This is a genomic window from Enterobacter sp. MGH85, from assembly GCF_001037655.1.
Lineage (GTDB): Bacteria > Pseudomonadota > Gammaproteobacteria > Enterobacterales > Enterobacteriaceae > Enterobacter > Enterobacter intestinihominis.
On the sequence record NZ_KQ089925.1, the window covers coordinates 1512333 to 1537369 of the forward strand.

The 25037-nt window shown below is 54.7% G+C and carries 24 protein-coding genes and 1 other RNA gene; 12 read left to right on the forward strand and 13 right to left on the reverse strand.

Translation table 11 applies throughout. From position 1 onward, the window contains the following. The first annotated feature begins 202 nt into the window (after positions 1-202). From garL to SK51_RS07185, 11 genes are all read left to right on the forward strand, one after another. Positions 203-973, forward strand: coding sequence for a 2-dehydro-3-deoxyglucarate aldolase (garL, locus tag SK51_RS07140; RefSeq protein WP_032676532.1), 771 nt, complete (start codon positions 203-205; stop codon positions 971-973). Between the two features lie 21 nt (positions 974-994). Further along, positions 995-1885, forward strand: coding sequence for a 2-hydroxy-3-oxopropionate reductase (gene garR / locus SK51_RS07145; RefSeq protein ID WP_022649490.1), 891 nt, complete (start codon positions 995-997; stop codon positions 1883-1885). A gap of 56 nt (positions 1886-1941) precedes the next feature. Then, positions 1942-3087 carry a glycerate 2-kinase gene (gene garK, locus SK51_RS07150; RefSeq protein ID WP_022649489.1) on the forward strand — a complete coding sequence of 382 codons (1146 nt, stop codon included), beginning with the start codon at positions 1942-1944 and terminating at the stop codon, positions 3085-3087. A gap of 32 nt (positions 3088-3119) precedes the next feature. After that, positions 3120-3496, forward strand: an RNA gene (gene rnpB / locus SK51_RS23645) — RNase P RNA component class A. Between the two features lie 672 nt (positions 3497-4168). Beyond that, positions 4169-5089 (forward strand): transcriptional regulator TdcA, encoded by a 921-nt coding sequence (tdcA, locus tag SK51_RS07155; protein WP_023298702.1) that lies wholly within the window; start codon positions 4169-4171, stop codon positions 5087-5089. A 96-nt stretch (positions 5090-5185) separates the two neighbouring features. Then, positions 5186-6175, forward strand: a complete 990-nt coding sequence (gene tdcB, locus SK51_RS07160; RefSeq protein ID WP_023298701.1) for a bifunctional threonine ammonia-lyase/L-serine ammonia-lyase TdcB — start codon at positions 5186-5188, stop codon at positions 6173-6175. A gap of 10 nt (positions 6176-6185) precedes the next feature. Continuing rightward, on the forward strand, positions 6186-7517 hold the full coding sequence (gene tdcC, locus SK51_RS07165; protein WP_023307044.1) for a threonine/serine transporter TdcC: 1332 nt from the start codon (positions 6186-6188) through the stop codon (positions 7515-7517). A gap of 30 nt (positions 7518-7547) precedes the next feature. Continuing rightward, positions 7548-8756 carry a propionate kinase gene (gene tdcD / locus SK51_RS07170; protein WP_023307043.1) on the forward strand — a complete coding sequence of 403 codons (1209 nt, stop codon included), beginning with the start codon at positions 7548-7550 and terminating at the stop codon, positions 8754-8756. Positions 8757-8771: 15 nt separating this feature from the next. Then, a complete protein-coding gene (gene pflB, locus SK51_RS07175) occupies positions 8772-11066 on the forward strand; it encodes a formate C-acetyltransferase (protein WP_032676528.1) in 2295 nt (764 codons plus the stop codon). Between the two features lie 274 nt (positions 11067-11340). Further along, positions 11341-12672 carry an SLC5/6 family protein gene (locus tag SK51_RS07180; RefSeq protein WP_022649483.1) on the forward strand — a complete coding sequence of 444 codons (1332 nt, stop codon included), beginning with the start codon at positions 11341-11343 and terminating at the stop codon, positions 12670-12672. A 20-nt stretch (positions 12673-12692) separates the two neighbouring features. Further along, positions 12693-13994, forward strand: coding sequence for an L-cysteine desulfidase family protein (locus tag SK51_RS07185; protein WP_048206628.1), 1302 nt, complete (start codon positions 12693-12695; stop codon positions 13992-13994). A 94-nt stretch (positions 13995-14088) separates the two neighbouring features. Here the strand turns inward: SK51_RS07185 and SK51_RS07190 are convergent, their stop codons facing one another. Beyond that, positions 14089-14790: a pirin family protein gene (locus tag SK51_RS07190; RefSeq protein WP_023307038.1), complete on the reverse strand. Its 702-nt coding sequence runs from the start codon at positions 14788-14790 to the stop codon at positions 14089-14091. 104 nt (positions 14791-14894) lie between these two features. On the opposite strand from SK51_RS07190, the gene yhaJ reads away from it, so the two are divergent. Then, entirely contained in the window at positions 14895-15797 is a 903-nt protein-coding gene (gene yhaJ, locus SK51_RS07195; protein WP_022649480.1) for a DNA-binding transcriptional regulator YhaJ, read from the forward strand. A gap of 47 nt (positions 15798-15844) precedes the next feature. Here yhaJ and SK51_RS07200 read toward each other — a convergent pair whose 3' ends face one another. From SK51_RS07200 to SK51_RS07260, 12 genes are all read right to left on the reverse strand, one after another. Continuing rightward, positions 15845-16210, reverse strand: coding sequence for a DUF805 domain-containing protein (locus SK51_RS07200; protein WP_023307037.1), 366 nt, complete (start codon positions 16208-16210; stop codon positions 15845-15847). A 106-nt stretch (positions 16211-16316) separates the two neighbouring features. Then, complete coding sequence (locus SK51_RS07205) at positions 16317-17303, reverse strand: glutathione S-transferase family protein (protein ID WP_023298697.1); 987 nt, start codon at positions 17301-17303, stop codon at positions 16317-16319. 72 nt (positions 17304-17375) lie between these two features. Next, positions 17376-17768 carry a DoxX family protein gene (locus tag SK51_RS07210; RefSeq protein WP_006812075.1) on the reverse strand — a complete coding sequence of 131 codons (393 nt, stop codon included), beginning with the start codon at positions 17766-17768 and terminating at the stop codon, positions 17376-17378. A gap of 254 nt (positions 17769-18022) precedes the next feature. Further along, on the reverse strand, positions 18023-18319 hold the full coding sequence (locus SK51_RS07215; protein ID WP_022649477.1) for a YqjK-like family protein: 297 nt from the start codon (positions 18317-18319) through the stop codon (positions 18023-18025). Beyond that, a complete protein-coding gene (locus SK51_RS07220) occupies positions 18316-18714 on the reverse strand; it encodes a phage holin family protein (RefSeq protein WP_003862647.1) in 399 nt (132 codons plus the stop codon). The genes SK51_RS07215 and SK51_RS07220 overlap by 4 nt, the downstream gene beginning before the upstream one ends. Before the next feature lie 2 nt (positions 18715-18716). After that, on the reverse strand, positions 18717-19022 hold the full coding sequence (locus SK51_RS07225) for an ElaB/YgaM/YqjD family protein (RefSeq protein WP_008503141.1): 306 nt from the start codon (positions 19020-19022) through the stop codon (positions 18717-18719). Between the two features lie 29 nt (positions 19023-19051). Continuing rightward, positions 19052-19420 (reverse strand): DUF1090 domain-containing protein, encoded by a 369-nt coding sequence (locus tag SK51_RS07230; RefSeq protein ID WP_017382428.1) that lies wholly within the window; start codon positions 19418-19420, stop codon positions 19052-19054. Positions 19421-19563: 143 nt separating this feature from the next. Beyond that, on the reverse strand, positions 19564-19947 hold the full coding sequence (mzrA, locus tag SK51_RS07235) for an EnvZ/OmpR regulon moderator MzrA (protein ID WP_022649476.1): 384 nt from the start codon (positions 19945-19947) through the stop codon (positions 19564-19566). A gap of 2 nt (positions 19948-19949) precedes the next feature. Next, positions 19950-20612, reverse strand: a complete 663-nt coding sequence (gene yqjA, locus SK51_RS07240) for a DedA family general envelope maintenance protein YqjA (protein WP_022649475.1) — start codon at positions 20610-20612, stop codon at positions 19950-19952. A gap of 341 nt (positions 20613-20953) precedes the next feature. Continuing rightward, positions 20954-21730: a transcriptional regulator ExuR gene (gene exuR, locus SK51_RS07245; RefSeq protein ID WP_023298695.1), complete on the reverse strand. Its 777-nt coding sequence runs from the start codon at positions 21728-21730 to the stop codon at positions 20954-20956. 119 nt (positions 21731-21849) lie between these two features. Then, a protein-coding gene (locus tag SK51_RS24930) for an IS3 family transposase (protein WP_105318584.1) occupies positions 21850-23207 on the reverse strand; the annotation gives its coding sequence in 2 pieces (ribosomal slippage) (positions 21850-22745 and positions 22745-23207; 1359 coding nt in all). A gap of 163 nt (positions 23208-23370) precedes the next feature. Then, entirely contained in the window at positions 23371-24669 is a 1299-nt protein-coding gene (locus SK51_RS07260) for an MFS transporter (protein ID WP_023307035.1), read from the reverse strand. Positions 24670-25037: the final 368 nt, after the last annotated feature.

A 25037-nucleotide genomic window follows, 5' to 3' on the forward strand; every position in this document is an offset into this window, starting at 1 on the left:
GGGCATATGCTCAAAATAGCGTGCTAACCCCGTTGGATAATTGAGCATTGAGACAATGTGCTGCCGGGTGGTGACGATTATACTGAATGACGATTTTATAACGCCAAAATTCAGTCAGTAAATAAATATAACGCTGACGCTGAGTCGGAATAAATAAGAAAAGCTACTGGCTAAAACTGCGGAATTAAAAAAGGTATACGTAATGAGTAACGACATCTTCCCGAATAAATTTAAAGCGGCCCTTGCGGCGCATCAGATTCAGATTGGCTGCTGGTCTGCGCTGGCCAACCCCATCAGCACCGAAGTGCTGGGCCTGGCCGGATTCGACTGGCTGGTGCTGGACGGCGAACATGCGCCAAACGATATCAACACGTTTATTCCGCAGCTGATGGCGCTGAAAGGCAGCCACAGCGCGCCGGTGGTGCGTGTACCTACCAACGAGCCGGTGATCATCAAGCGTCTGCTGGATATCGGCTTCTACAACTTCCTGATCCCGTTTGTTGAAACGGAAGAAGAAGCGGTGCTGGCCGTAGCTGCCACCCGCTATCCGCCGGAAGGGATCCGCGGCGTGTCTGTCTCGCACCGCGCCAACATGTTTGGCACCGTGCCGGACTATTTCGCCCAGTCCAACAAGAACATCACCATTCTGGTTCAGATCGAGAGCCAGCAGGGGGTCGATAACGTCGACGCCATTGCCGCGACCGTAGGTGTCGACGGTATTTTCGTCGGCCCGAGCGATCTGGCGGCCGCCTTTGGTCATCTGGGCAACGCCAGCCACCCGGACGTGCAGCGGGCAATCCAGCACATTTTTGCCCGTGCCAAAGCGCACGGTAAACCGTGCGGCATTCTGGCGCCGGTGGAAGCCGATGCCCGCCGCTACCTGGAGTGGGGCGCAACGTTTGTCGCCGTCGGCAGCGACCTCGGCGTATTCCGCGCCGCCACGCAGAAATTAGCAGACGCTTTTAAAAAATAACCATCATTGAGGAAACAGATTATGACGCTGAAAGTGGGTTTTATTGGCCTGGGTATCATGGGCAAACCAATGAGCAAAAACCTCATCAAAGCAGGTTACTCACTGGTGGTTTTAGATCGTAATTCAGACGCGGTGGCAGAAGTGATTGCGGCTGGCGCAGAAACGGCGACAACTGCAAAAGCGATCGCCGAGCAGTGCGATGTCATTATCACCATGCTGCCAAACTCCCCGCACGTGAAAGAGGTGGCGCTGGGTGAGAACGGCATTATCGACGGCGCGAAGCCGGGTCTGGTGGTGATCGACATGAGTTCTATCGCGCCGCTGGCGAGCCGCGAAATCAGTGAGGCGCTGAAAGCGAAAGGCGTGGAGATGCTGGATGCGCCGGTCAGCGGCGGCGAACCGAAAGCCATCGACGGTACTCTGTCGGTGATGGTGGGGGGCGATAAAGCCGTGTTCGACAAATACTACGACCTGATGAAAGCCATGGCTGGCTCCGTGGTGCATACCGGTGAAATTGGCGCAGGCAACGTCACCAAGCTGGCAAACCAGGTGATTGTGGCGTTGAACATCGCGGCCATGTCCGAAGCACTGACGCTGGCCACCAAAGCGGGCGTTAATCCGGATCTGGTCTATCAGGCCATTCGCGGTGGTCTTGCGGGCAGCACCGTGCTGGATGCCAAGGCACCGATGGTGATGGATCGTAACTTCAAGCCGGGCTTCCGCATCGATCTGCACATTAAAGATCTGGCGAATGCGCTGGATACCTCCCACGGCGTGGGCGCGCAGTTGCCGCTGACTGCCGCCGTCATGGAGATGATGCAGGCGCTGCGTGCGGACGGTCTGGGCACCGCCGATCACAGCGCGTTAGCGTGCTATTACGAAAAGCTGGCGAAGGTTGAAATTGCTCGCTAATGACGTCCCGCCCGGTGGCGTTACGCTTACCGGGCCTACGGCTCAGGCATACAACTATGAAAATCGTAATCGCGCCAGACTCTTATAAAGAAAGCCTGTCTGCCACTGAGGTGGCGCAGGCGATAGAAAAAGGATTTCGGGAAATTTTCCCCGACGCTCATTACGTGTCTGTTCCCGTTGCTGACGGCGGAGAAGGTACGGTTGAAGCGATGATCGCCGCGACGCAGGGCACCTGGCAGCAGGCTGTCGTCACCGGCCCGTTAGGGGAAAAGGTGAAGGCCAGCTGGGGGATCTCGGGCGACGGTACCACCGCGTTTATCGAGATGGCCGCCGCCAGCGGCCTGGTACTTGTTCCTCCCGCGCAGCGTAACCCGCTGGTCACGACGTCGCGCGGGACGGGGGAGCTGATCCTCCGCGCGCTGGATAAAGGCGCGCGCAACATCATTATCGGTATCGGCGGGAGCGCAACCAACGATGGGGGCGCGGGTATGATGCAGGCGCTGGGCGCGAGGTTTACGGATGCGAACGGGACGGAGATCGGCTACGGCGGCGGCAGCCTGATGGCGCTGAACCGTATTGATATTTCTGATCTTGATCCGCGTCTTCAGGGGTGCGCAATCCGCGTCGCCTGTGACGTGACGAATCCGCTGGTCGGTGAAAGCGGCGCGTCGCGTATCTTTGGCCCGCAAAAAGGCGCCACGGAGGAGATGATCCTCGAACTCGACGCCAGTCTTAGCCACTACGCCAACGTGATCAAAAAATCGCTGCGCATTGACGTCAACCCGGTTCCGGGGGCAGGAGCGGCGGGCGGCATGGGCGCGGCGCTGATGGCCTTCCTGGGCGCTGAGCTGAAAAGCGGCATTGAGATTGTCACTCAGGCGCTCAATCTTGAAGAACATATTCACGACTGCACGTGGGTGCTGACGGGAGAAGGGCGCATCGACAGCCAGAGCATTAATGGCAAAGTGCCTGTCGGCGTGGCGAGCGTCGCCAAAAAATACCATAAGCCAGTGATAGGGATTGCCGGAAGTCTGACGCAGGATGTGGGTGTGGTGCATCAGTACGGCATCGACGCGGTGTTCAGCGTATTGACCCGCATCGGTTCACTGGAAGAGGCGTTCCAGGGAGCGTACGACAACATTTACCGCGCCTCGCGCAATATCGCGGCCACATTGCAGGTAGGCATGCGTAGCCAGGGGTGACAGCGGCGCGCAAACCCTCTATACTGCGCGCCGAAGCTGACCAGACAGTCGCCGCTTCGTCGTCGTCCCTTTCGGGGGAGACGGGCGGAGGGGAGGAAAGTCCGGGCTCCACAGGGCAGGGTGCCAGGTAACGCCTGGGGGGGAAACCCACGACCAGTGCAACAGAGAGCAAACCGCCGATGGCCCGCGTAAGCGGGATCAGGTAAGGGTGAAAGGGTGCGGTAAGAGCGCACCGCGCGGCTGGTAACAGTCCGTGGCACGGTAAACTCCACCCGGAGCAAGGCCAAATAGGGGTTCACATGGTACGGCCCGTACTGAACCCGGGTAGGCTGCTTGAGCCAGTGAGCGATTGCTGGCCTAGATGAATGACTGTCCACGACAGAACCCGGCTTATCGGTCAGCTTCAACTTCTTACGAAACCCCGCTTCGGCGGGGTTTTTGTTTTCTGAAGGTTGCAGGCCGGGTAAGCGAAGCGCCAAACAACATCAATTCTCAGTTTTGCGACGCTAAGCACATTTCACTACTTTACCGATTATGCGTTCCTTTCATCTGCTGCGCATGATCGTAATCACAAAATTTAACGCTATAAAATTAGAAAATTTTAGTGTTGAACAGATGTTGTTAATGTTGAATCAGTGATGCTGAATGTTATTCATTTGATAATTTAATATTGAATCTAAAAACATTCTTCTGGTGAATGTGTGATATATCCCACTCTTTAACCGGAAGCTGAGAAAATATTCCTGATAAAGTTGATAAACCACAAAAATGTTTTAAAAGAATAATGATGGTTTATTAACCTTTAATTGCCTGAAAGATAGTCTTTATTAATATTGTTAAGGCAAAAAAATTCATGCTGGTTATTGCCATAAAATAAATTTATTACCGCGGATTTTGTTGATCAATATCAGCGTAATTGCGTATTTTTAGCTATCTAACTGTTTGAATAATAAGATTATAAATCGATTTTAAATGTGGTTGTAAAAAGGGCATCCTGGCAAATTGTGAGTAACAGCACATACCCCCTGAAACAATATTGGGTAGAATCCGCTGCGTCATAGGGAAATAAGCGCAGAATATTATGAATACTATTATTCTACCGAAAACACAGCACCTCGTGGTATTTCAGGAAGTCATCAAAAGTGGCTCTATAGGTTCTGCTGCAAGACAACTGGGGCTGACGCAACCTGCCGTCAGCAAAATCATCAGCGACATCGAATCTTACTTTGGGGTGGAAGTGATGGTGCGTAAAAACACCGGCGTAAAACTCACTGCCGCCGGTCAGGTGCTGCTGTCCTACGCTGAGTCGATCACCCGCGAAATGAAAAACATGGTGAGCGAGATCAACAGCCTCAGTTTCAGTACCGTCATGGACGTCTCCTTCGGCTATCCGTCGCTGATTGGCTTCACCTTCCTGTCCGGGATGATCAAAAAATTCAAGGAAGTGTTCCCGAAGGCGCGCGTCTCAATGTATGAAGCGCAGCTCTCTTCATTCCTGCCCGCCATTCGCGATGGCCGGCTGGATTTCGCCATCGGCACGCTAAGCGACGGGATGTTGCTTCAGGATCTTCACGTTGAGCCACTGTTTGAATCTGAGTTTGTGCTGGTGGCGAGTAAATCACGAACGTGTACCGGCCCGACCAGACTGGCATCGCTCACGCACGAGCAGTGGGTGATGCCGCAAACCGATATGGGCTACTACAACGAACTCCTGACCACCCTGCAAGATAACCACATCAGCATTGAAAACATCGTCCAGACCGATTCTGTCGTCACCATCTATAACCTTGTCCTCAATGCCGATTACCTGACGGTGATCCCCCGTGACATGATTGCGCCATTCGGCTCGGACCAGTTTATTGTCCTGCCGGTGGAAGATGCATTACCTGTGGCGCGTTATGCTGCCGTGTGGTCAAAAAATTACAGTATTAAAAAATCGGCGTCAGTATTAGTTGAACTGGCAAAACAATATTCGTCGATGAATATCGAAAAACGACGATAGAAATAATGATGATTTAAAATACCCGGAGCGACGATTTTTAACGCTCTGATACCCTGACTTTGCCTGAAAACAATGAATTATTATAACGAGGATATTATGCACATTACTTACGATCTCCCGGTGACCATTGACGATATTCAGGACGCCAGAAAAAGACTGGCGGGAAAGATCTATAAAACCGGTATGCCGCGCTCAAATTATCTGAGCGAACGGTGTAAGGGTGAGATATTCCTGAAATTTGAAAATATGCAGCGTACCGGTTCGTTTAAAATACGTGGGGCGTTTAATAAATTAAGCTCGCTGACCGATGCGGAAAAACGCAAGGGCGTGGTTGCCTGTTCCGCAGGGAACCACGCGCAGGGGGTGTCGCTCTCCTGCGCCATGCTCGGCATCGACGGCAAAGTGGTAATGCCTATGGGCGCGCCGAAATCCAAGGTGGCCGCCACGCGCGACTACTCCGCCGAAGTAGTGCTGCACGGCGAGAACTTTAACGACACTATCGCCAAAGTGAGCGAAATCGTCGAGATGGAAGGGCGCATATTTATCCCGCCTTACGACGATCCGAAAGTGATCGCCGGTCAGGGCACCATCGGCTTGGAAATCCTCGAAGATTTATACGACGTGGATAACGTGATTGTTCCCATCGGCGGTGGTGGTTTAATTGCCGGTATTGCGACAGCAATTAAATCCATCAACCCAACTATCAATATTATCGGCGTGCAGTCTGAAAACGTGCACGGAATGGCGGCGTCGTATCAGACCGGTGAAATAACGAACCACCGCATTACCGGCACATTAGCGGACGGCTGCGACGTGTCTCGCCCGGGTAATTTAACCTTCGAAATCGTTCGTGAACTGGTTGACGACATTGTGCTGGTCAGCGAAGACGAGATTCGCAACAGCATGATCGCGCTTATTCAGCGAAATAAAGTGGTTACGGAAGGTGCTGGCGCGCTGGCGTGCGCGGCGTTATTAAGCGGCAAGCTGGACCACTATATTCAGGGCCGAAAAACCGTCTGCATTATTTCCGGCGGCAATATTGATCTCTCCCGTGTTTCCCAAATTACCGGCTTCGTTGACGCATAAAGGATGACTTATGAGCAACACAGAAAGCATTATCGTTGGCCAGACAAAAACGTCCACCTGGCGTAAATCGGATACCACCTGGACGCTCGGCCTGTTTGGTACCGCCATTGGCGCAGGCGTGCTGTTCTTCCCTATCCGTGCAGGCTTTGGCGGCCTGATCCCTATCCTGCTGATGCTGGTACTCGCGTTCCCGATTGCGTTTTACTGCCACCGCGCGCTGGCGCGTCTGTGTTTGTCCGGCAGTAACGTCTCCGGCAACATCACCGAAACGGTGGAGGAGCATTTTGGTAAGACCGGCGGGGTGGTGATCACCTTCCTCTACTTCTTTGCTATTTGCCCGCTGCTGTGGATTTACGGCGTCACCATTACCAACACCTTTATGACCTTCTGGGAAAACCAGCTCCAGATGCCTGCCCTGAACCGCGGCGTGGTAGCGCTGTTCCTGCTGCTGCTGATGGCCTTTGTGATCTGGTTCGGTAAAGACCTGATGGTGAAGGTGATGAGCTACCTGGTGTTCCCGTTCATCGCCAGCCTGGTGCTGATTTCTCTCTCGCTGATCCCGTACTGGAACTCAGCGGTGATCGACCAGGTTAACCTGAGCGATATCGCCTTCACCGGTCATGACGGCATTCTTGTCACGGTGTGGCTGGGGATTTCCATTATGGTCTTCTCCTTCAACTTCTCGCCTATCGTCTCCTCGTTTGTGGTCTCCAAGCGCGAAGAGTACGAGCCGGAGTTTGGTAAAGAATTCACCGAGCAGAAATGTTCCAAAATCATCGGTCGCGCCAGCCTGCTGATGGTGGCGGTGGTGATGTTCTTCGCCTTTAGCTGCCTGTTTACGCTCTCTCCGCAGAACATGGCGGACGCCAAAGCGCAGAACATTCCGGTGCTCTCTTACCTGGCGAACCACTTTGCGTCGATGTCAGGCAGTAAATCCACGTTCGCCACGGTGCTGGAGTACGGCGCGTCCATCATCGCGCTGGTCGCTATCTTTAAATCCTTCTTCGGTCACTACCTGGGCACGCTGGAGGGGCTGAACGGCCTGATCGTTAAGTTCGGCTACAAGGGCGACAAGAAGAACGTCTCCGTGGGCAAGCTGAACACCATCAGCATGGTCTTCATCATGGGCTCCACCTGGATTGTGGCCTATGCCAACCCGAACATTCTGGACCTTATTGAAGCCATGGGCGCGCCAATTATCGCCTCTCTGCTGTGCCTGCTGCCGATGTACGCCATCCGCAAAGCACCGGCGCTGGCGAAATACAAAGGCCGGACCGAGAACATCTTCGTAACCGTGGTCGGCCTGCTGACCATTCTGAACATCGTGTACAAATTGTTTTAAACCAAAGCTCAGGAAGAGCGGAGCCATACCATGATTGAGTTTCCGGTAGTACTGGTCATTAACTGCGGATCGTCCTCTGTTAAGTTTTCGGTGCTGGACGCCGCAGGCTGCGATGCCCTGCTGACGGGCATTGCGGACGGCATCAACACAGAAAAAGCCTTTATTTCCGTGAATGGGGGTGAGCCAGTCAGACTGGCTCATCAGGACTACGAAGGGGCGCTGGCCACCATCGCCCTGGAGCTGGAGAAGCGCGACCTGATGGGCAGCGTGGCTTTGATTGGCCATCGCATTGCCCACGGCGGCGATCTCTTCAGCGAGTCGACCCTGATCACGGAAGAGGTGATGGAGCAGATCCGCCAGGTCTCCCCGCTGGCGCCGCTGCATAACTACGCTAACCTGAGCGGCGTGGAAGCCGCAGAGCGACTCTTCCCCGGGGTGCAGCAGGTGGCGGTATTTGATACCAGCTTCCACCAGACCATGGCGCCGCAGGCGTATCTGTACGGCTTGCCGTACCGCTATTTTGAAGAGCTGGGCGTGCGCCGCTACGGCTTCCACGGCACCTCTCACCGCTACGTGGCGGCGCAGGCGCACGCGCTTCTCGGGCTCTCCGCCGAAGACAGCGGCCTGGTGATTGCCCATCTCGGCAACGGGGCGTCCATTTGCGCGGTGCGTAACGGCAGAAGCGTGGACACGTCCATGGGGATGACGCCGCTTGAAGGACTGGTGATGGGCACGCGCTGTGGCGACGTAGATTTTGGCGCGATGGCGTGGATTGCCCGGCAGACCGGCCAGACGTTCGAGGATCTGGAGCGCGTGGTCAACAAAGAGTCCGGGCTGCTGGGGATCTCCGGCATCTCCTCCGATTTGCGCGTGCTGGAGAAAGCCTGGCATGACGGCAACGAGCGGGCGCGGCTGGCGATAAAGACCTTTGTCCACCGCATAGCGCGGCATATCGCCGGTCATGCCGCATCCCTGCACCGTCTGGATGGCGTGGTGTTTACCGGCGGGATCGGTGAGAACTCCGTGCTTATCCGCGCGCTGGTGGTGGAGCACCTGAAGGTGTTTGGCATCATCCTCGACGAGTCCAAAAATGCCCTGCCGGGCAGCGCGGGTGAGCGCGTGATCTCCACCGAGTCGTCCCGCGCGGCCTGCGCGGTGATCCCTACCAATGAAGAAAAAATGATCGCGCTGGATGCCCTCCGTCTTGGGAAGGTCACCCCGGCTGCGGCTTACGCCTGATAAAGCGAGAATCTGATGAAAGTAACAATCGATACGGGCGTCGCGCCTTACAGCGACGCATGGGCCGGGTTTCGCGGTGAAGAATGGAAAAACGCCGTTAACGTGCGCGATTTTATTCAGCATAACTACACCCCTTATGAAGGCGATGAAGCTTTCCTCGCGCAGGCGACGCCAGCAACGACGGCGCTGTGGCAGAAGGTGATGGTCGGCATTCGCCAGGAGAATGCTACTCACGCTCCGGTGGATTTTGACACCAACATCGCCACCACCATTACCGCGCACGGGCCGGGCTATATTGACCAGGAGCTGGAGACGATCGTCGGCCTGCAAACCGACAAGCCGCTCAAGCGGGCCCTGCATCCGTACGGCGGAATCAATATGATCCGCAGCTCATTCGAAGCCTACGGTCGCGAGATGGATCCGCAGTTTGAATATCTCTTCACCGACCTGCGCAAAACCCACAACCAGGGCGTATTTGACGTTTATTCCCCGGAGATGATGCGCTGCCGAAAATCCGGCGTGCTCACCGGTCTGCCGGACGGCTACGGGCGTGGACGCATCATCGGCGACTACCGCCGCGTGGCGCTGTACGGCATCAGCTATCTGGTGCGCGAGCGGGAACTTCAGTTCGCCGATCTCCAGGGGAAACTGGAGCGCGGAGACGATCTGGAGGCCACGATCCGCCTGCGCGAGGAGCTGGCGGAGCATAAACGTGCGTTGCTCCAGATCCAGCAGATGGCGGCGAACTATGGCTTTGATATTTCACGTCCGGCGACGAATGCGCAGGAAGCGGTGCAGTGGGTCTACTTTGCCTACCTTGCCGCAGTGAAATCCCAGAACGGCGGGGCGATGTCGCTGGGGCGCACGGCCTCGTTCCTCGATATCTACATTGAACGCGACATGCAGGCAGGAAGGCTGAACGAGGTGCAGGCTCAGGAGCTGATCGACCACTTCATCATGAAGATCCGCATGGTGCGCTTCCTGCGCACGCCGGAGTTCGACACGCTCTTCTCCGGCGATCCGATCTGGGCCACGGAAGTGATCGGCGGCATGGGGCTGGATGGCCGTACGCTGGTGACCAAAAACAGCTTCCGCTATCTGCATACCCTGCACACCATGGGGCCTGCGCCGGAGCCAAACCTGACGATCCTCTGGTCCGAACAGCTGCCGATCGCGTTCAAGAAATACGCCGCGCAGGTCTCGATCGTCACCTCCTCGCTGCAATACGAGAACGACGATCTGATGCGTGCCGACTTTAACAGCGACGACTACGCCATTGCCTGCTGCGTCAGTCCGATGGTGATCGGCAAGCAGATGCAGTTCTTCGGCGCACGCGCCAACCTGGCGAAAACGCTGCTGTACGCGATTAACGGCGGGGTGGATGAGAAGCTGAAGATCCAGGTGGGGCCGAAAACCGAGCCGCTGCTGGATGAGGTACTGGATTACGACACCGTAATGGCGAGCCTCGATCACTTCATGGACTGGCTGGCAGTGCAGTACATCAGTGCGCTGAATCTCATTCACTACATGCATGATAAATACAGCTACGAAGCCTCGCTGATGGCGCTGCACGACCGGGACGTTTACCGCACCATGGCCTGTGGCATTGCCGGGCTGTCGGTGGCGGCGGATTCCCTGTCGGCCATCAAGTACGCCACGGTAAAACCGGTGCGCGACCACACCGGTCTGGCGGTCGATTTCGTCATCGAAGGCGACTATCCCCAATACGGCAACAACGACGATCGCGTGGACAGTATCGCCTGCGATCTGGTTGAGCGCTTTATGAAGAAAATCCAGGCGCTGCCGACGTACCGCAACGCCGTGCCGACGCAGTCGATTCTGACCATCACCTCCAATGTGGTTTACGGGCAGAAGACCGGCAACACGCCGGACGGACGTCGCGGCGGTACACCGTTTGCGCCTGGCGCCAACCCGATGCACGGGCGCGACAGAAAAGGAGCGGTGGCGTCGTTGACCTCGGTCGCCAAGCTGCCGTTCACCTATGCCAAAGACGGGATCTCCTACACCTTCTCCATCGTGCCGCAGGCACTGGGCAAGGACGAGCTGGTGCGCAAAACCAACCTTGTCGGGCTGCTGGACGGGTACTTCCACCACGAAGCGACCATCGAGGGCGGGCAGCACCTGAACGTCAACGTGATGAACCGGGAGATGCTGCTGGATGCCATCGCCCATCCGGAGAACTATCCGAACCTGACGATCCGCGTTTCAGGCTATGCGGTGCGGTTTAACGCTCTGACGCGCGAGCAGCAGCAGGACGTGATTTCGAGGACGTTTACGCAGGCGATCTAACACAGGCTCCATCTTCAGCCTCCTCAGATGAGGAGGCTTTTAATTTTGTGAACACCGTCAATTTTAGAAAACTCGCTCTCTTTTCTGCTATCCCGAAGTAATATTTTCCTCTCGCCTAAGGAAATCCCTATAAAAGTTGTGACTTTTTTCTCCCGCGCTCCGGATATGATCTCCCCATACCAATAACTCACACCTGCACCCTCTGACTCGCAATCGCTGGCGATCGGAACCTTATAAAAACAAATCGTTACCCTACAAAATAAGCGAGTGCCCAATGAATATGGCAACAAACAGCAGTGTGATTGTGAGTGATTCCCCTGCGGCAAGGCGGGCGGGAATGAGCGAAAGCGAATGGCGAGAGGCGATTAAATTCGACAGCACCGATACGGGCTGGGTCATCATGAGTATTGGGATGGCTATCGGCGCGGGCATTGTTTTTCTTCCGGTGCAGGTTGGATTAATGGGGCTATGGGTATTTTTACTCTCGTCGATAATTGGTTATCCGGCCATGTACCTGTTCCAGCGCCTGTTTATTAATACGCTGGCGGAATCACCGGAATGTAAAGACTATCCGAGCGTTATTAGCGGATATTTAGGCAAAAACTGGGGCATCTTATTGGGTGCACTTTATTTCGTGATGCTGGTGATCTGGATGTTTGTCTATTCGACGGCCATTACCAACGACAGCGCATCCTATTTACACACCTTCGGCGTAACCGACGGTTTGCTCTCGGAAAATCCGTTCTACGGCTTATTCCTGATCTGCATTCTGGTCGCCATTTCGTCGCGCGGTGAAAAGCTGCTGTTTAAAGTCTCCAGCCTGATGGTGCTGACCAAATTATTTGTGGTGGCGGCGCTGGGGCTTTCGATGATTGGCCTCTGGCATTTAGCCAACGTCGGCATGCTGCCGCCAATGGGGCTGCTGATTAAAAACGCCATTATTACGCTGCCTTTCACCTTAACCTCCATTCTGTTTATTCAGACATTAAGCCCGATGGTGATTTCCTATCGTTCAAGGGAAAAATCCGTTGAGGTGGCGCGTCATAAAGCGCTGCGGGCAATGAATATCGCCTTTGGCGTGCTGTTTGTGACGGTCTTTTTCTACGCTGTCTCCTTCACCCTGGCGATGGGGCACGACGAGGCGGTAAAAGCCTACGAGCAGAATATTTCCGCCCTGGCAATCGCAGCACAGTTTATCAGCGGTGACGGCGCGGGCTGGGTCAAAATTGTCAGCGTAATCCTCAATATTTTTGCCGTGATGACCGCGTTCTTTGGCGTCTATCTCGGCTTTCGTGAGGCGACGCAGGGCATTGTGATGAACATCCTGCGCCGCAAAATGCCGGCGGAGAAAATCAATGAAAATGCCGTCCAGCGCGGGATTATGCTGTTCGCCATCCTGCTGGCCTGGAGCGCGATTGTGTTAAACGCGCCGGTGCTGAGCTTCACTTCCATCTGTAGCCCTATTTTCGGGATGGTGGGCTGCTTAATTCCGGCGTGGCTGGTCTACAAAGTGCCCGCACTTCATAAATATAAAGGCGTATCGCTGGTGATTATTGTGATTACCGGGCTGCTGCTTTGTGTTTCTCCTTTCCTCGCCTTCTCATGAGGTTAAATAAGGTCGTAACGATGTCTGAGCAAATTAATCCTTTATGGAACCATTTTATTCGCGCGGTGCAGGAAGAGGTAAAGCCTGCGCTGGGCTGTACCGAACCCGTCTCGCTGGCGCTGGCGTGCGCGATGGCTGCCGGACAGCTTGACGGTGAGGTGACGCGTATCGAGGCGTGGGTATCGCCGAACCTGATGAAAAACGGGCTTGGCGTAACGGTGCCCGGTACCGGTATGGTCGGTTTACCCATCGCGGCCGCGCTGGGGGCGACAGGCGGTAATGCACACGCCGGGCTGGAGGTGTTGAAAGACGCGTCGTCCGAGGCGCTAACGCGCGCCAAAGCACTGCTGAACGCGGGTCTGGTGCAGGTAAAATTGCAGGAGCCGTGCGATGAGATCCTCTATTCACGTGCCTGCGTTTACGTCGGTGAATCCTCGGCGATGGTGACCATCGCTGGCGGGCACACTCGCGTGGTGGAGGTAGTTTGTCAGGGCGAAACGCGCTTCAGGCTTGACGATAATCAGAGCCAGAACAGCGACGATCCGCTGGAGGTGCTCTCGACCACCACGCTGTCGCAGATCCTTGAGTTTGTAGAGCTGGTGCCGTTCGACGCGATCCGCTTTATCCTCGATGCGGGACGGCTGAACGATGCGCTCTCCCGCGAAGGTTTACGTGGCAACTGGGGGTTGCATATTGGTGCGACGCTCAATAAACAGCGCACACGCGGATGGATGGCGCAGGATCTGGGTTCAGACATTGTTATCCGCACCAGCGCAGCTTCGGATGCCCGCATGGGGGGCGCGACGCTGCCGGCGATGAGCAACTCGGGTTCCGGGAATCAGGGCATCACCGCCACCATGCCGGTGGTGGTGGTGGCTGAGCACGTTCAGGCCGATGACGAACGGCTGGCGCGGGCGCTGATGCTCTCGCACCTGTCGGCGATCTATATCCATTACCAGCTTCCGCGCTTGTCCGCGCTGTGTGCGGCGACAACAGCCGGAATGGGGGCTGCGGCGGGGATGGCGTGGCTGATGGGCGGATCTTACCAGACTATTGCCATGGCGATCTGCAGTATGATCGGCGACGTCAGCGGGATGATCTGTGACGGGGCGTCTAACAGTTGCGCAATGAAGGTCTCGACCAGCGTCACCAGCGCCTGGAAAGCCGTGATGATGGCGTTGGATGATACTGCCGTGACGGGTAATGAGGGGATTGTGGCGCACGACGTGGAGCAGTCGATTGCGAACCTGTGCGCGCTGGCGTGCCGCTCGATGCAGGCAACGGACCGGCAGATTATTGAGATTATGGCGAGTAAGGTGTAAAAATTTCCCCTCACCCCAACCCCTCTCCCCATAGGGGCGAGGGGCTCGATCGTTCCCTCTCCCCTTTGGGGAGAGGGCTAGGGTGAGGGGGGGGTTAAACCGGCAAATCAATCAGCAGCGCGCGCAGCGGCGTATCCGCCACCAGGGTGATATTCGCTTCATCACGAATAAACGCGCCGTCGCCGCAGATGAGCGCCTCTTTTTCTTCCGCGTGCGTCACCGCATGCACCGTACCGTGAATGGACTGCAGATAGGCGCGCGGACCATGAAGCTGGAAGCTCGCCTGTTCACCTTTCTTCAGCTCGATATGATGCAGCCACACCTGCTGGCGCAGCTGCAGGCTGCCTTTGCTGCCATCAGGGGAGGCAATCAGCTGCTGTTTATCGTCCTTCAGATCGATTTTTTGCACCAGCGGATTTTCCCGCTCCGGACAGGCATCCAGCCACAGCTGCATGCGGGTCAGCGTTTTGTCTTTGCTGAGGTTATGCTCGCTATAGCTAATACCCGGCTGCGTGGAAATTAACAGCGCCTCGCCAGCCTTCGCCTGGACATGATTGCCCTCGCTATCGCGGTATTCTGCCTCGCCTTCCAGGATTAGGTTCAGGATATCGACTTTCGGGTACGTGCGCGGCTGGAAGGACGCGCCCGGGGCGAGCACTTCCTGGTTCAATACGCGCAGTGAAGCGTAACCGAGAAGTTTAGGGTCAAAGTAGTGTCCAAAGGAAAAGGTGTAGCGGGCCTGCAACCAACCGAAATCGGCTTGTCCGCACTGTTTCGCTGTTCTTGTCGTAATCATAAACTTGACCTCTCTTTACACTAAATCAATGGTAAAGGTATGGACGCTGCATTGTTAGCCAGATATTCTGCCTGGTATGTTCAAATTTCCTGAATGAGAACGAGATGGCTAAAGAGAGAGCATTGACGCTTGAGGCGCTTCGCGTCATGGACGCGATTGACAGGCGCGGCAGTTTTGCCGCGGCGGCAGATGAACTGGGGCGCGTTCCGTCTGCGCTGAGCTATACCATGCAAAAGCTGGAGGAGGAGCTGGATGTTGTGCTCTTCGATCGCTCTGGTCATCGAACAAAATTCACCAACGTTGGGCGGATGCTGTTGGAGCGCGGCCGCGTATTGCTGGAAGCGGCGGATAAACTGACGACCGATGCCGAAGCGCTGGCCCGCGGCTGGGAAACCCATCTGACGTTAGTGACCGAAGCGCTGGTGCCCACCGAGGCGCTGTTCCCGCTGGTGGACAGACTGGCCGCGAAAGCCAATACCCAGCTGTCGATCATCACCGAGGTACTGGCCGGGGCGTGGGAGCGTCTTGAGACGGGCAGGGCGGATATCGTCATTGCGCCGGATATGCATTTCCGCTCATCGTCAGAAATTAACTCGCGCAAACTGTACAGCGTGATGAACGTTTACGTCGCTGCGCCGGGTCACCCGATCCATCAGGAGCCGGAACCGCTCTCTGAGGTCACGCGCGTGAAATACCGCGGCGTGGCGGTGGCGGATACCGCGCGCGAGCGCCCGGTGCTAACGGTGCAGTTGCTGGATAAACAGCCGCGTCTGACGGTGACGTCGCTGGAAGATAAGCGTCAGGCGCTGCTGGCGGGGCTGGGCGTGGCGACCATGCCGTATCCGTTCGTCGAAAAGGACATTGCAGAGGGACGGCTGCGCGTTGTCAGCCCGGAATACACCAGCGAAGTGGATATTATTATGGCGTGGCGTCGTGACAGCATGGGCGAAGCCAAATCATGGTGTTTACGCGAAATTCCGAAGCTTTTCACGCAATATAATAAATAAAATCGTAATTTGTAGGCCCGGTAAGCGAAGCGCCACCGGGCTTTTTTTTATGCGCAGATCTTCGGATCCGGACCAAAGCGGTTTTCTCCCGGCGTTCCGCTCTGACAGTTGAAAATCAAAATCACAATCCAGCCGACAAGCGGGATCAACAGCAACAGCAGCCACCACGCCGAACGATCGGTGTCGTGAAGACGACGAAACAGTACGGCCCATGAAGGCAGCAGAACCAACACACCATAAATGGTGGTGAGAATGCCTTCGCCCCCCTCGCGTTCCCAGCCGAGGATTTTGTCCACAATACCCAGCACCATAATCAGGACGAAGTTCACCAGAACGAACATCCAGTACTCTTTACGGCGGGCACGGCCACCAAATCCAACGTAGTTGCGCAGTACTTTTAAATACCAGTCCATTTTTCCTTGCCTCTTAGTCAGTCAATCACTTGTTTTCTAAGCGATCGAGGTAAGGATAGATGTATGCCGTGAATTAAAAAAGGGAATCAATTGATTCCCTAAATAATTATCCGAAACGCACGTCGCGCCCGTGTGGTTCATCCAGATCCTGCCACGGACCAATGGAGATAATGCCCGTTGGGTTGATGGTCTTATGACTGCGGAAATAATGGGTGCGAATATGGTCAAAATTGACCGTCTCCGCAATACCCGGCATCTGATAGATGTCGCGCAGGAAACCGTGCAGGTTCAGATAATCGCTGATGCGATGCTTGTCGCACTTGAAGTGGGTGACATACACCGGATCGAAGCGGATCAGCGTCGTCCACAGGCGGATGTCTGCTTCGGTGAGGCGATCGCCCGCTAAATAACGATGCTGGCCGAGGATCTGCTCCAGACGTTCCAGGGATCCAAACACGTTGCCGACCGCTTCGTCGTACGCTTCCTGACTGGTGGCAAAACCGGCTTTATAGACGCCGTTGTTGACGTTGTCGTAGATCCAGCCGTTCAGCTCGTCAATTTTCTCGCGCAGCTCAACCGGATAGTAATCCCCGGCGCGGGCGCCGTGCGCATCAAACGCGGTATTGAACATGCGAATGATTTCAGCGGATTCATTGCTGACGATCGTCTGGTTTTTCTTGTCCCACAGCACAGGCACCGTTACGCGTCCGGTGTAGTGCGGATCGGCGCGCAGATAGAGCTGATACAGGAAATCGTGATGATAAAGCTCATCACCCGTCGCGGCCGGGAAGTCACTGTCGAACGTCCAGCCGTTTTCCAGCATCAGCGGGTTGACCACCGAAACCGGAATTAGCGATTCGAGACCTTTAAGTTTGCGCACAATCAGCGTGCGGTGCGCCCACGGACAGGCGAGAGAAACATACAGATGATAACGATCTTTCTCCGCCGCAAAGCCCCCTTCGCCACTCGGGCCGGGTGCGCCGTCGGCGGTCAGCCAGTTACGGAAGGCCGAAACAGAGCGCTTAAAGCGTCCACCGGTGGATTTGGTGTCATACCAGACATCCTGCCAGACGCCGTCTACGAGTTGTCCCATTTTTTACTCCTCCGTCAGATAGCAAAAGCGAGGAGATGTCTCCTCGCTTTGAATTTAATCAGTATAGCGTGCTTACCACTTCTTATTCAGAAGACGGTCGATGCTGTAGGCGCCCGGACCCGTGATAGCCAGCAGCAGGAAGCCACCCGCGATGGTCAGGTTTTTCATGAACATCAGGGAGTTCACGCCTTCCGCAAAGTTGCTGTGGAAGATGAACGCGGTCAGCAGGGTAAAGCCTGCGGTGAACAGCGCCGTGGTGCGGGTCAGGAAACCGAACAGCACTGCCAGGCCGCCGCCGAACTCAAGCAGGATGGTCAGTGGCAGCAGGAAACCCGGTACGCCCATCGCTTCCATATACTGCTGAGTGCCCGCATAGCCGGTAATTTTGCCCCAGCCTGCGGTGATGAACAGCACAGGCATCAGAATACGCGCTACCAATACACCAACATCTTCTAATTTTTTCATTTTACTCTCCAGGAAACCACATCAGCGGCTAAACGTTATTTGCGTGCAAATTCGGGTAGATACCGCGTCTTTGCTGTCGATGGAGAGGAGTGTAAACGGGGCGGATGGCAATTGTTAGCAAGGAAAACTGTCAATCTTTTTCAAAGATATTGAGTAAGGGAGCATAGAGAGATTTTGCCTGGTGACGGCTACGCCTTACCCGGCCTACTTTTTTACCGTAGGCCGGGTAAGCGCAGCGCCACCCGGCGAGAAGGCTAGCGCAGCTGCTGCTGACGAATCGTTGCTTTCACCAGACGCCATGCGCTCCAGACACCAAAGCCACGGCGTGCCCAGCGAATCAGCATGTTTGGATGACGAATCGTCCAGATCGCCATCACGCTGCTACCCACCAGCGCCCACGAACGCAGGCTCAGAAGAGTATTCCAGCCGCGATCGTAACGCTGGGTCAGCTCCAGCCAGTCGCGACGGCTGGCGGACAGGTCCAGCCGCTGCTGCTGGATCTGGCTCAGCAGATACGCTTTCCGCTTTTGACGTTCGGCTTTGTCGCTCACGACTTATCATCCTCCAGCAGGGCGCGGTCGTTGGCCAGCTCCTGGCGAGTATGGCGCAGGAAGGTCGACGTGCGCGCTTTATGCAGGGTCCAGATACCGCCTATCAGCGCCGCCACCAGCAGAACCACGGTAGTCGCAATCATCGCGTTCAGTCGATACTGTGGATCGATAGCCCAGATGATTAACACCATCAGGCTCATCAGACCAAACGCGGCAAAGAGCATCGTAAGCCCAAGCATGAGCAGCATCTGGAAGAGATTGGCTTTCTCCTCTTCCAGTTCCACTACCGCAAGCCGGACGCGCGTTTCGGCAATCCCGACCAGCGTCGTAAGAATACGCTGGCCGATGCCGAGGACGTTTTTAGCAGGCCCTTGTGCGTGACGTGGATCTTCCATAATCAACGACGCGTCAGCAGGACACCCAGCACCACACCCACTGCGGCACCAATACCAACGCCTGTCCATGGATTGTCACGTACATATTCGTCTGCGCGCGCAGCCGCTTCGCGGGTCTGTTTCGCCAGTGCATCACCGGTTTCACCCAGACGGTAACGGCTCTCTTTCAGTGCCTGCTCCGCTTTGCTGCGCAGTTTGCTGACTTCTTCTTTCGATTTATCGGCAGAAGAGTTCAGCACCTCTTCCAGGGTGTCCGCCAGGGATTTCAGCTCAGCGCGCAGATGTTCTGAAGTTGTATCTTTTGACATGATTCTCTCCTGTTGAGATTTCCGTTAACTCAATAATCGCGAGCTTCCAGCGCTTTCAGTTCGTCCTGCGCCTCTTGCAACTTCCTCTCGCGCTTGGCAATTTTTTCCGCATCACCTTTCTCTTTCGCTTCTTGCAGGTCTTGACGGCGCTCGGCTATCTCGTCCTTCTGTTCAGCGATTTTTTCCTGATGATCGGCACGCAGCTTGCTGTCCGTACAATTGTCTTTCACTTCGCTCAGCGCTTTTTTCAGTCCGTCGATCCGGTGCTGATTGTTATGCTTTTCGGCATAACTGATTTCGCGTTGAATATCCTGTTCTTTCTCCTGACAAAGAGACATAGCGAAGGAAGCTGTGCTTAAAGAAAAAAGGGCCAGAGCCAGGGTGATGCGGTATTTCATTATAGAAACCTTCCATTGTGTTACGGCGTAAGCCGTGTTCCAGAACTATGCGGAGAACATCTGAGGGGTGCTCCGCGTACTTAAGCATAGTAAGTAAACGGGAGTTTCACCAAAGTGGGTGAAAATATTCGGAATATTAGTCGTTAGCCAAATCGATGCGACGTGTCGCGTAACCGTGACATCCAGGAGGCTACGTGGCTGTCATCATCCTGTTGCGCGATGATGTAACCCTGCGGCAACGTGCGGTCCAGCACCGCTTTCGCCGCGGCGCTTTGCGCACTGGAGTCAAATTTTATCAGCAGTACATCGTCTTGCGGCGTGATGCTCTTAAAGCGGATCCCGTTAGCGTCCAGATGATGCCAGATGGAAAAACCATCCGGCACGCTGGTTCCTTGACTCACAGGACGGATAGTCAGCGTCGACTCCTGGTGCTGTAGGGCAGACCATAGCAGGATGAGAGCGCTGAACATCATTAGCGCGACGATGGCGTAAGAGAAGCGGCGCAGCGCGAGCGGGGAGATAACCATCGTTAACCCCTGGCTCCGTATTTCTTTTTCCACAGTACGACCAGTGAACCGACCAGGCCAAACACCAGCAGGACGACGGGCAGCAGCATCAGGCAAGACATCAGCTGGTCTTCATATTTCATAAAGACCGGCGTTTTACCGAGCGCGTAGCCGAGCGTGGTCAGGATCAGAACCCATAGCAGGCCGCTCATCCAGTTAAAGAACTGGAAGCGCGCGCTGCTCAGGCCGGACAAGCCCGCAATGGTCGGCAGCAGGGTGCGTACGAATGCGATAAAGCGGCCAATCAGCAAGGCGGAGAGCCCGTGCTTATGGAAAAGGTGGTGCGCTCGCTGGTGATAATGTGCCGGAAGATGCGAAAGCCAGTTCTGAACGATTCGCGTGTTGCCCAGCCATCGCCCCTGAATATAACTCACCCAGCAACCCAGGCTGGCGGCAATGGTCAACAGCAGAACCGTTTGTGGGAAAGCCATCGCCCCTTTTGCACAGAGCACCCCAACCAGCACCAGCAGGCTGTCGCCCGGTAAAAAGGCAGCAGGCAGCAGACCGTTCTCAAGGAACAGGATCATAAATAACACAAAGTAGAGCATGCCAATCATGGACGGGTTGGCCAGCGTTTCGAAATCCTGAGCCCAGAGGGCGTTCAGTAGTTGGGTCAAAAGTTCCATTCAGTGTTCCTGGAAATCGGTTAACGTCACGCCTGTCATTCGGGAAAACAGCACGGCGACATTGTTATGATTTCATTATGGTCGCTCGCGGACACAATGATGTGTGGCCAACACTGTTCCCTGTTAATTGGCTGGTTAGCAAGCACTAACTTACAAAATAACGAAGTGAATCCAATTGTAACAAAGCCCGACGTTCTGCGTCACAGAATTTGAGGGGAAACACGATTTTGGCGTAAGCCACGGAGGGGAGCGAGAGATTTTACAAAGGCTGACACTATAGAGGTTTTCTTACCCTGTCTGGCCGGAAGGCGCGGCGGTGCGCCTGCCAGCAGTTCAGGAGGTTATTTTGCGACATTGGTCGCGGTATCGAGGTGAACCACCGGATTATCAGCAAAAAGATAGCGGTCAGCGTTAAATTCAAAGTCATCACTCGTTTCATTAAAAAGCATCTGCTTGGTGTTCTCCAGATGCTGCCACATTGCCAGTTTCGCCGCATGCGGATCTTTACGAATCAGGGCCTTAAGAATCTGGTCGTGGTCGTCACACCAGTTATCTACCGTGCGGGAATCAATGTGATCATGCAGTTTCTTCCAGTACGGGTTGTGAACGCGCTGAGTCCACATTTTTTCAACGATTGCCGCCAGCGCTGTGTTCTGAGTCGCAAGGGCGACCTGAACGTGGAATTGCAGGTCCCATTCGGAATCGCGGAAACATTTTTCTTTACGCGCATGATCCTGGATTTCCATCAGCTTCATGATGTCCTGCTTGGTGACCTGCGTCGCTGCGAATTCTGCGATATTGCTTTCAATCAGCTGGCGAGCCTGGAGAAGCTCAAACGGACCGTAGCTGGCAAATTCCAGACTTTCGTCCGGCGTGGGGGAGTGTTTCGCCTGGCTGGAAATCACGTGAATACCGGAACCTTTGCGTACCTCAACATACCCTTCAACTTCCAGCATGATGATGGCTTCGCGGACCACCGTGCGGCTGACGCTTTTTTCATCCGCAATAAAACGCTCAGCGGGAAGTTTATCACCGACAAGATAGACCCCTTGCTCGATGCGATCTTTCAGCTCGGCGGCAAGTTGTTGATATAAACGACGTGATTCGGTGATTTCCATATGCGCTCCAGGCAGGGTACGGCGAATGATTTGTTATACCACTTTTGCGTGCCACTCTCCAGATTTCGCCATTAAAAAAGCCGCCCGGATGAAGTGAACCCCATATATTGGACACGTTCTTAACTGGCGGCTGACATGGCCTGGGTTCGGTATTGTACCGGACTCAGGCCGTTTAGTTTTAGCTTGATTCGTTCGTTGTTGTAGTAGTGGATATACTCTTCCACCGTTTTTCGTAGATGGTCTGTATTTTCAAACTCTTCGTGGTACCAACATTCTGTTTTCAGCAGACCAAAAAAATTTTCTATCACTGCATTGTCCAGACAGTTCCCTTTGCGCGACATGCTTTGTTCTATGCCTTTAGCTTTAAGTTTCTCCTGATACCGTGCCATCTGATACTGCCAACCCTGATCAGAGTGCAGTACCGGTCTGTCACCCGGTTTCAGCCTCTTGACGGCTTTGCTGAGCATGTTTTCGACCAGATTCATTCCCGGATGCGTCGTCATATTCCAGGCTATTATCTCGCTGTTATACAGATCAAGCACTGGTGACAGATACAGCTTTGTCCCTTTTACGTTGAACTCTGTCACATCCGTGACCCATTTCTGGTTTGGACTGCTGGCCTTAAAATCACGTGCAAGGGTATTTGGCGCTACTTTACCGTAGGTGCCTTTGTATGACTGATACTTTTTGCTTCTCAGGCATGAGGCCAGCCCCATCTTGCGCATCAGTTTCCGTACTGTTTTATGATTAATGCCATAGCCTTCATTACGCAACGCCAGGGTAATGCGCCGGTAACCATATCGTCCTTTATGATAGTGGAACAGTGCGGCTATTCTTTGCTGTTCGCCCTCATAGCGCTCTCCACGGCTATCTGCTTTGACATGCCAGTAGTACGTGCTGCGAGGTAATCCTGCTATATGAAGCAGCATTCTCAGGTTATGGTTTCGCCTCAATTCGGTAATTATTTTTGCTTTGTCTTCTGCTTTTCCCGAATCAAGGCCTGAAGCTTTTTTAGGTAGGCATTCTCAACACGCAGGTATTCAAGTTCTTCCTCAGCGTTCTGGAACGCTGGACGGGGATTATTAAGTTCTTTATCTGAAGTTTCGTTCTTCCCTGACTTCATCTGGCGTCCTCTGGGTTTATCCTGTAGGGCAATGATACCGCCAGTACGGTAAAGACGCTCCCATTTGCTGACAGTACAAGCGGCTGCAATACGAAACTCCGCCGCAGCTTTCCGGGATGATTTGTTGTGTTGCTGCATCCAGAGCACGACAGACTCTTTAAACTCGGCAGAGTAAGCCCTGGTAGGAATGGTAAAACTGTCCATCCCATTCACTTTCCAGTGCTCAGTCCAGCGTCTGACCGCTCCGTGATCAACGCCGAACAACCGCGCTGTTTTCTTTGCACCATCACTGCTGAACAGATAGTGGAGTACGACTTGCTGCTTGAATTCAGGTGAGTATTTTTTTCTGCCCATTGAAACGCAAAACCCCTAATCGTTGGATGTCCAACTTTCGGGGTTCACTTCACGGAGGCGGCTTTTGCGACATTTTTGCCGGGTGGCGCTACGCTTACCCGGCCTACGGTTTTATCGGGTGTTGTAGGCCGGGTAAGGCGAAGCCGCCACCCGGCACAACAAGCTAACTCTGCGTCGCCGGTCCCCCAAGGGACTCTTTCGCCAGTTCCTCGGCGGATTTACTCTTCAGCACCGTCCAGATAACCACTGCACCCAGCAGGTCGAAGATGGCCAGTACCGCGAACAGCGGGCTGAAGCCGATGGTGTCTGCCAGCGCGCCGACCACGAGGGCGAACAGGGTACTTGCGGTCCAGGCGGCCATCCCGGTCAGACCGTTGGCGGTGGCAACTTCGTTACGACCAAACACGTCGGACGAGAGCGTAATCAGCGCGCCAGACAGAGACTGGTGAGCAAAGCCCCCGATACACAGCAGGGCGATAGCCACGTAAGGACTGGTGAACAGGCCAATCATGCCAGGGCCAATCATCAGCAGGGCGCCCATGGTGACCACCATCTTACGGGACACAATCAGGTTCACGCCAAACCAGCGCTGGAACAGCGGTGGCAGGTAGCCGCCGACGATACAGCCCAGGTCTGCAAACAGCATTGGCATCCAGGCGAACATCGCGATCTCTTTCAGGTTAAAGCCGTAGACTTTGAACATGAACAGCGGGATCCAGGCGTTGAACGTACCCCAGGCCGGTTCCGCCAGGAAGCGTGGCAGGGCGATACCCCAGAACTGACGGGTACCCAGGATCTGCCAGACGGACATTTTCTTGCCGTTGTCGGTCTGATGATGAGATTCCTGACCATTGATAATGTAGTCACGTTCTTCGGTAGACAGCTTTTTCTGGTCGCACGGGTGTTTATAGAAGATCAGCCACGCCATGGCCCAGGCAAAGCTCAGCACACCGGAGATGATGAACGCCATCTGCCAGCTGTGCATCACAATCGCCCACACCACCAGTGGCGGAGCAATCATCGCCCCGATGGAGGAGCCCACGTTGAAGTAACCGACAGCGATTGAACGCTCTTTTGCCGGGAACCATTCAGAGCTGGCTTTCAGACCCGCGGGGATCATCGCCGCTTCGGCAGCACCTACCGCACCACGCGCCAGCGCCAGTCCGCCCCAGCTGCCGGCCAGCGCGGTCGCCCCACAGAAGACGGCCCAGGCTACAGCGAAGAAGGCATAACCAATTTTTGTACCCAGAATATCAAGAACATAACCTGCAACAGGCTGCATTACGGTGTAAGCGGCAGAGTAAGCCGCAATGATGTAAGAGTATTGCTGCGTGGAGATATGTAACTCTTCCATCAACGTTGGCGCCGCTGCTGCCACGGTGTTACGTGTCAGGTAGCCCAGCACGGTGCCGAGCGTCACCAGTGCGATCATGTACCAACGTAACCCTTTAATTTTACGCATGTAAAACCTCATCGTTATGTTATTTCCGTGTCGGGACACGGCAACAACTCAACCGTTGCCGGGAGCTGTTCTGTAACGGGAGGGGCGTAACCGGGAACCTGTCCCGGAACGGCCCGAACCTTGCCATAAGTCATCGTGCTAAGTCGGCTTCCGTACCGTTAAATCCGATGTAACAAACACCGGTAATGCATTCCGTCGGCTTATAGTTTGCGACGGCGAAAAGATAACTTGTCATACAACTTTAAAAGGTGAGTGACATCACAAAAGAGTGAATCTTTGTAGGGATATTATGAGGCGTGCGCAAAGCCAGATCTGGCGCGGTCTGCAAGAAGGTTTACCCCTTTGAGGGTAATTTATTTGTCGACGTT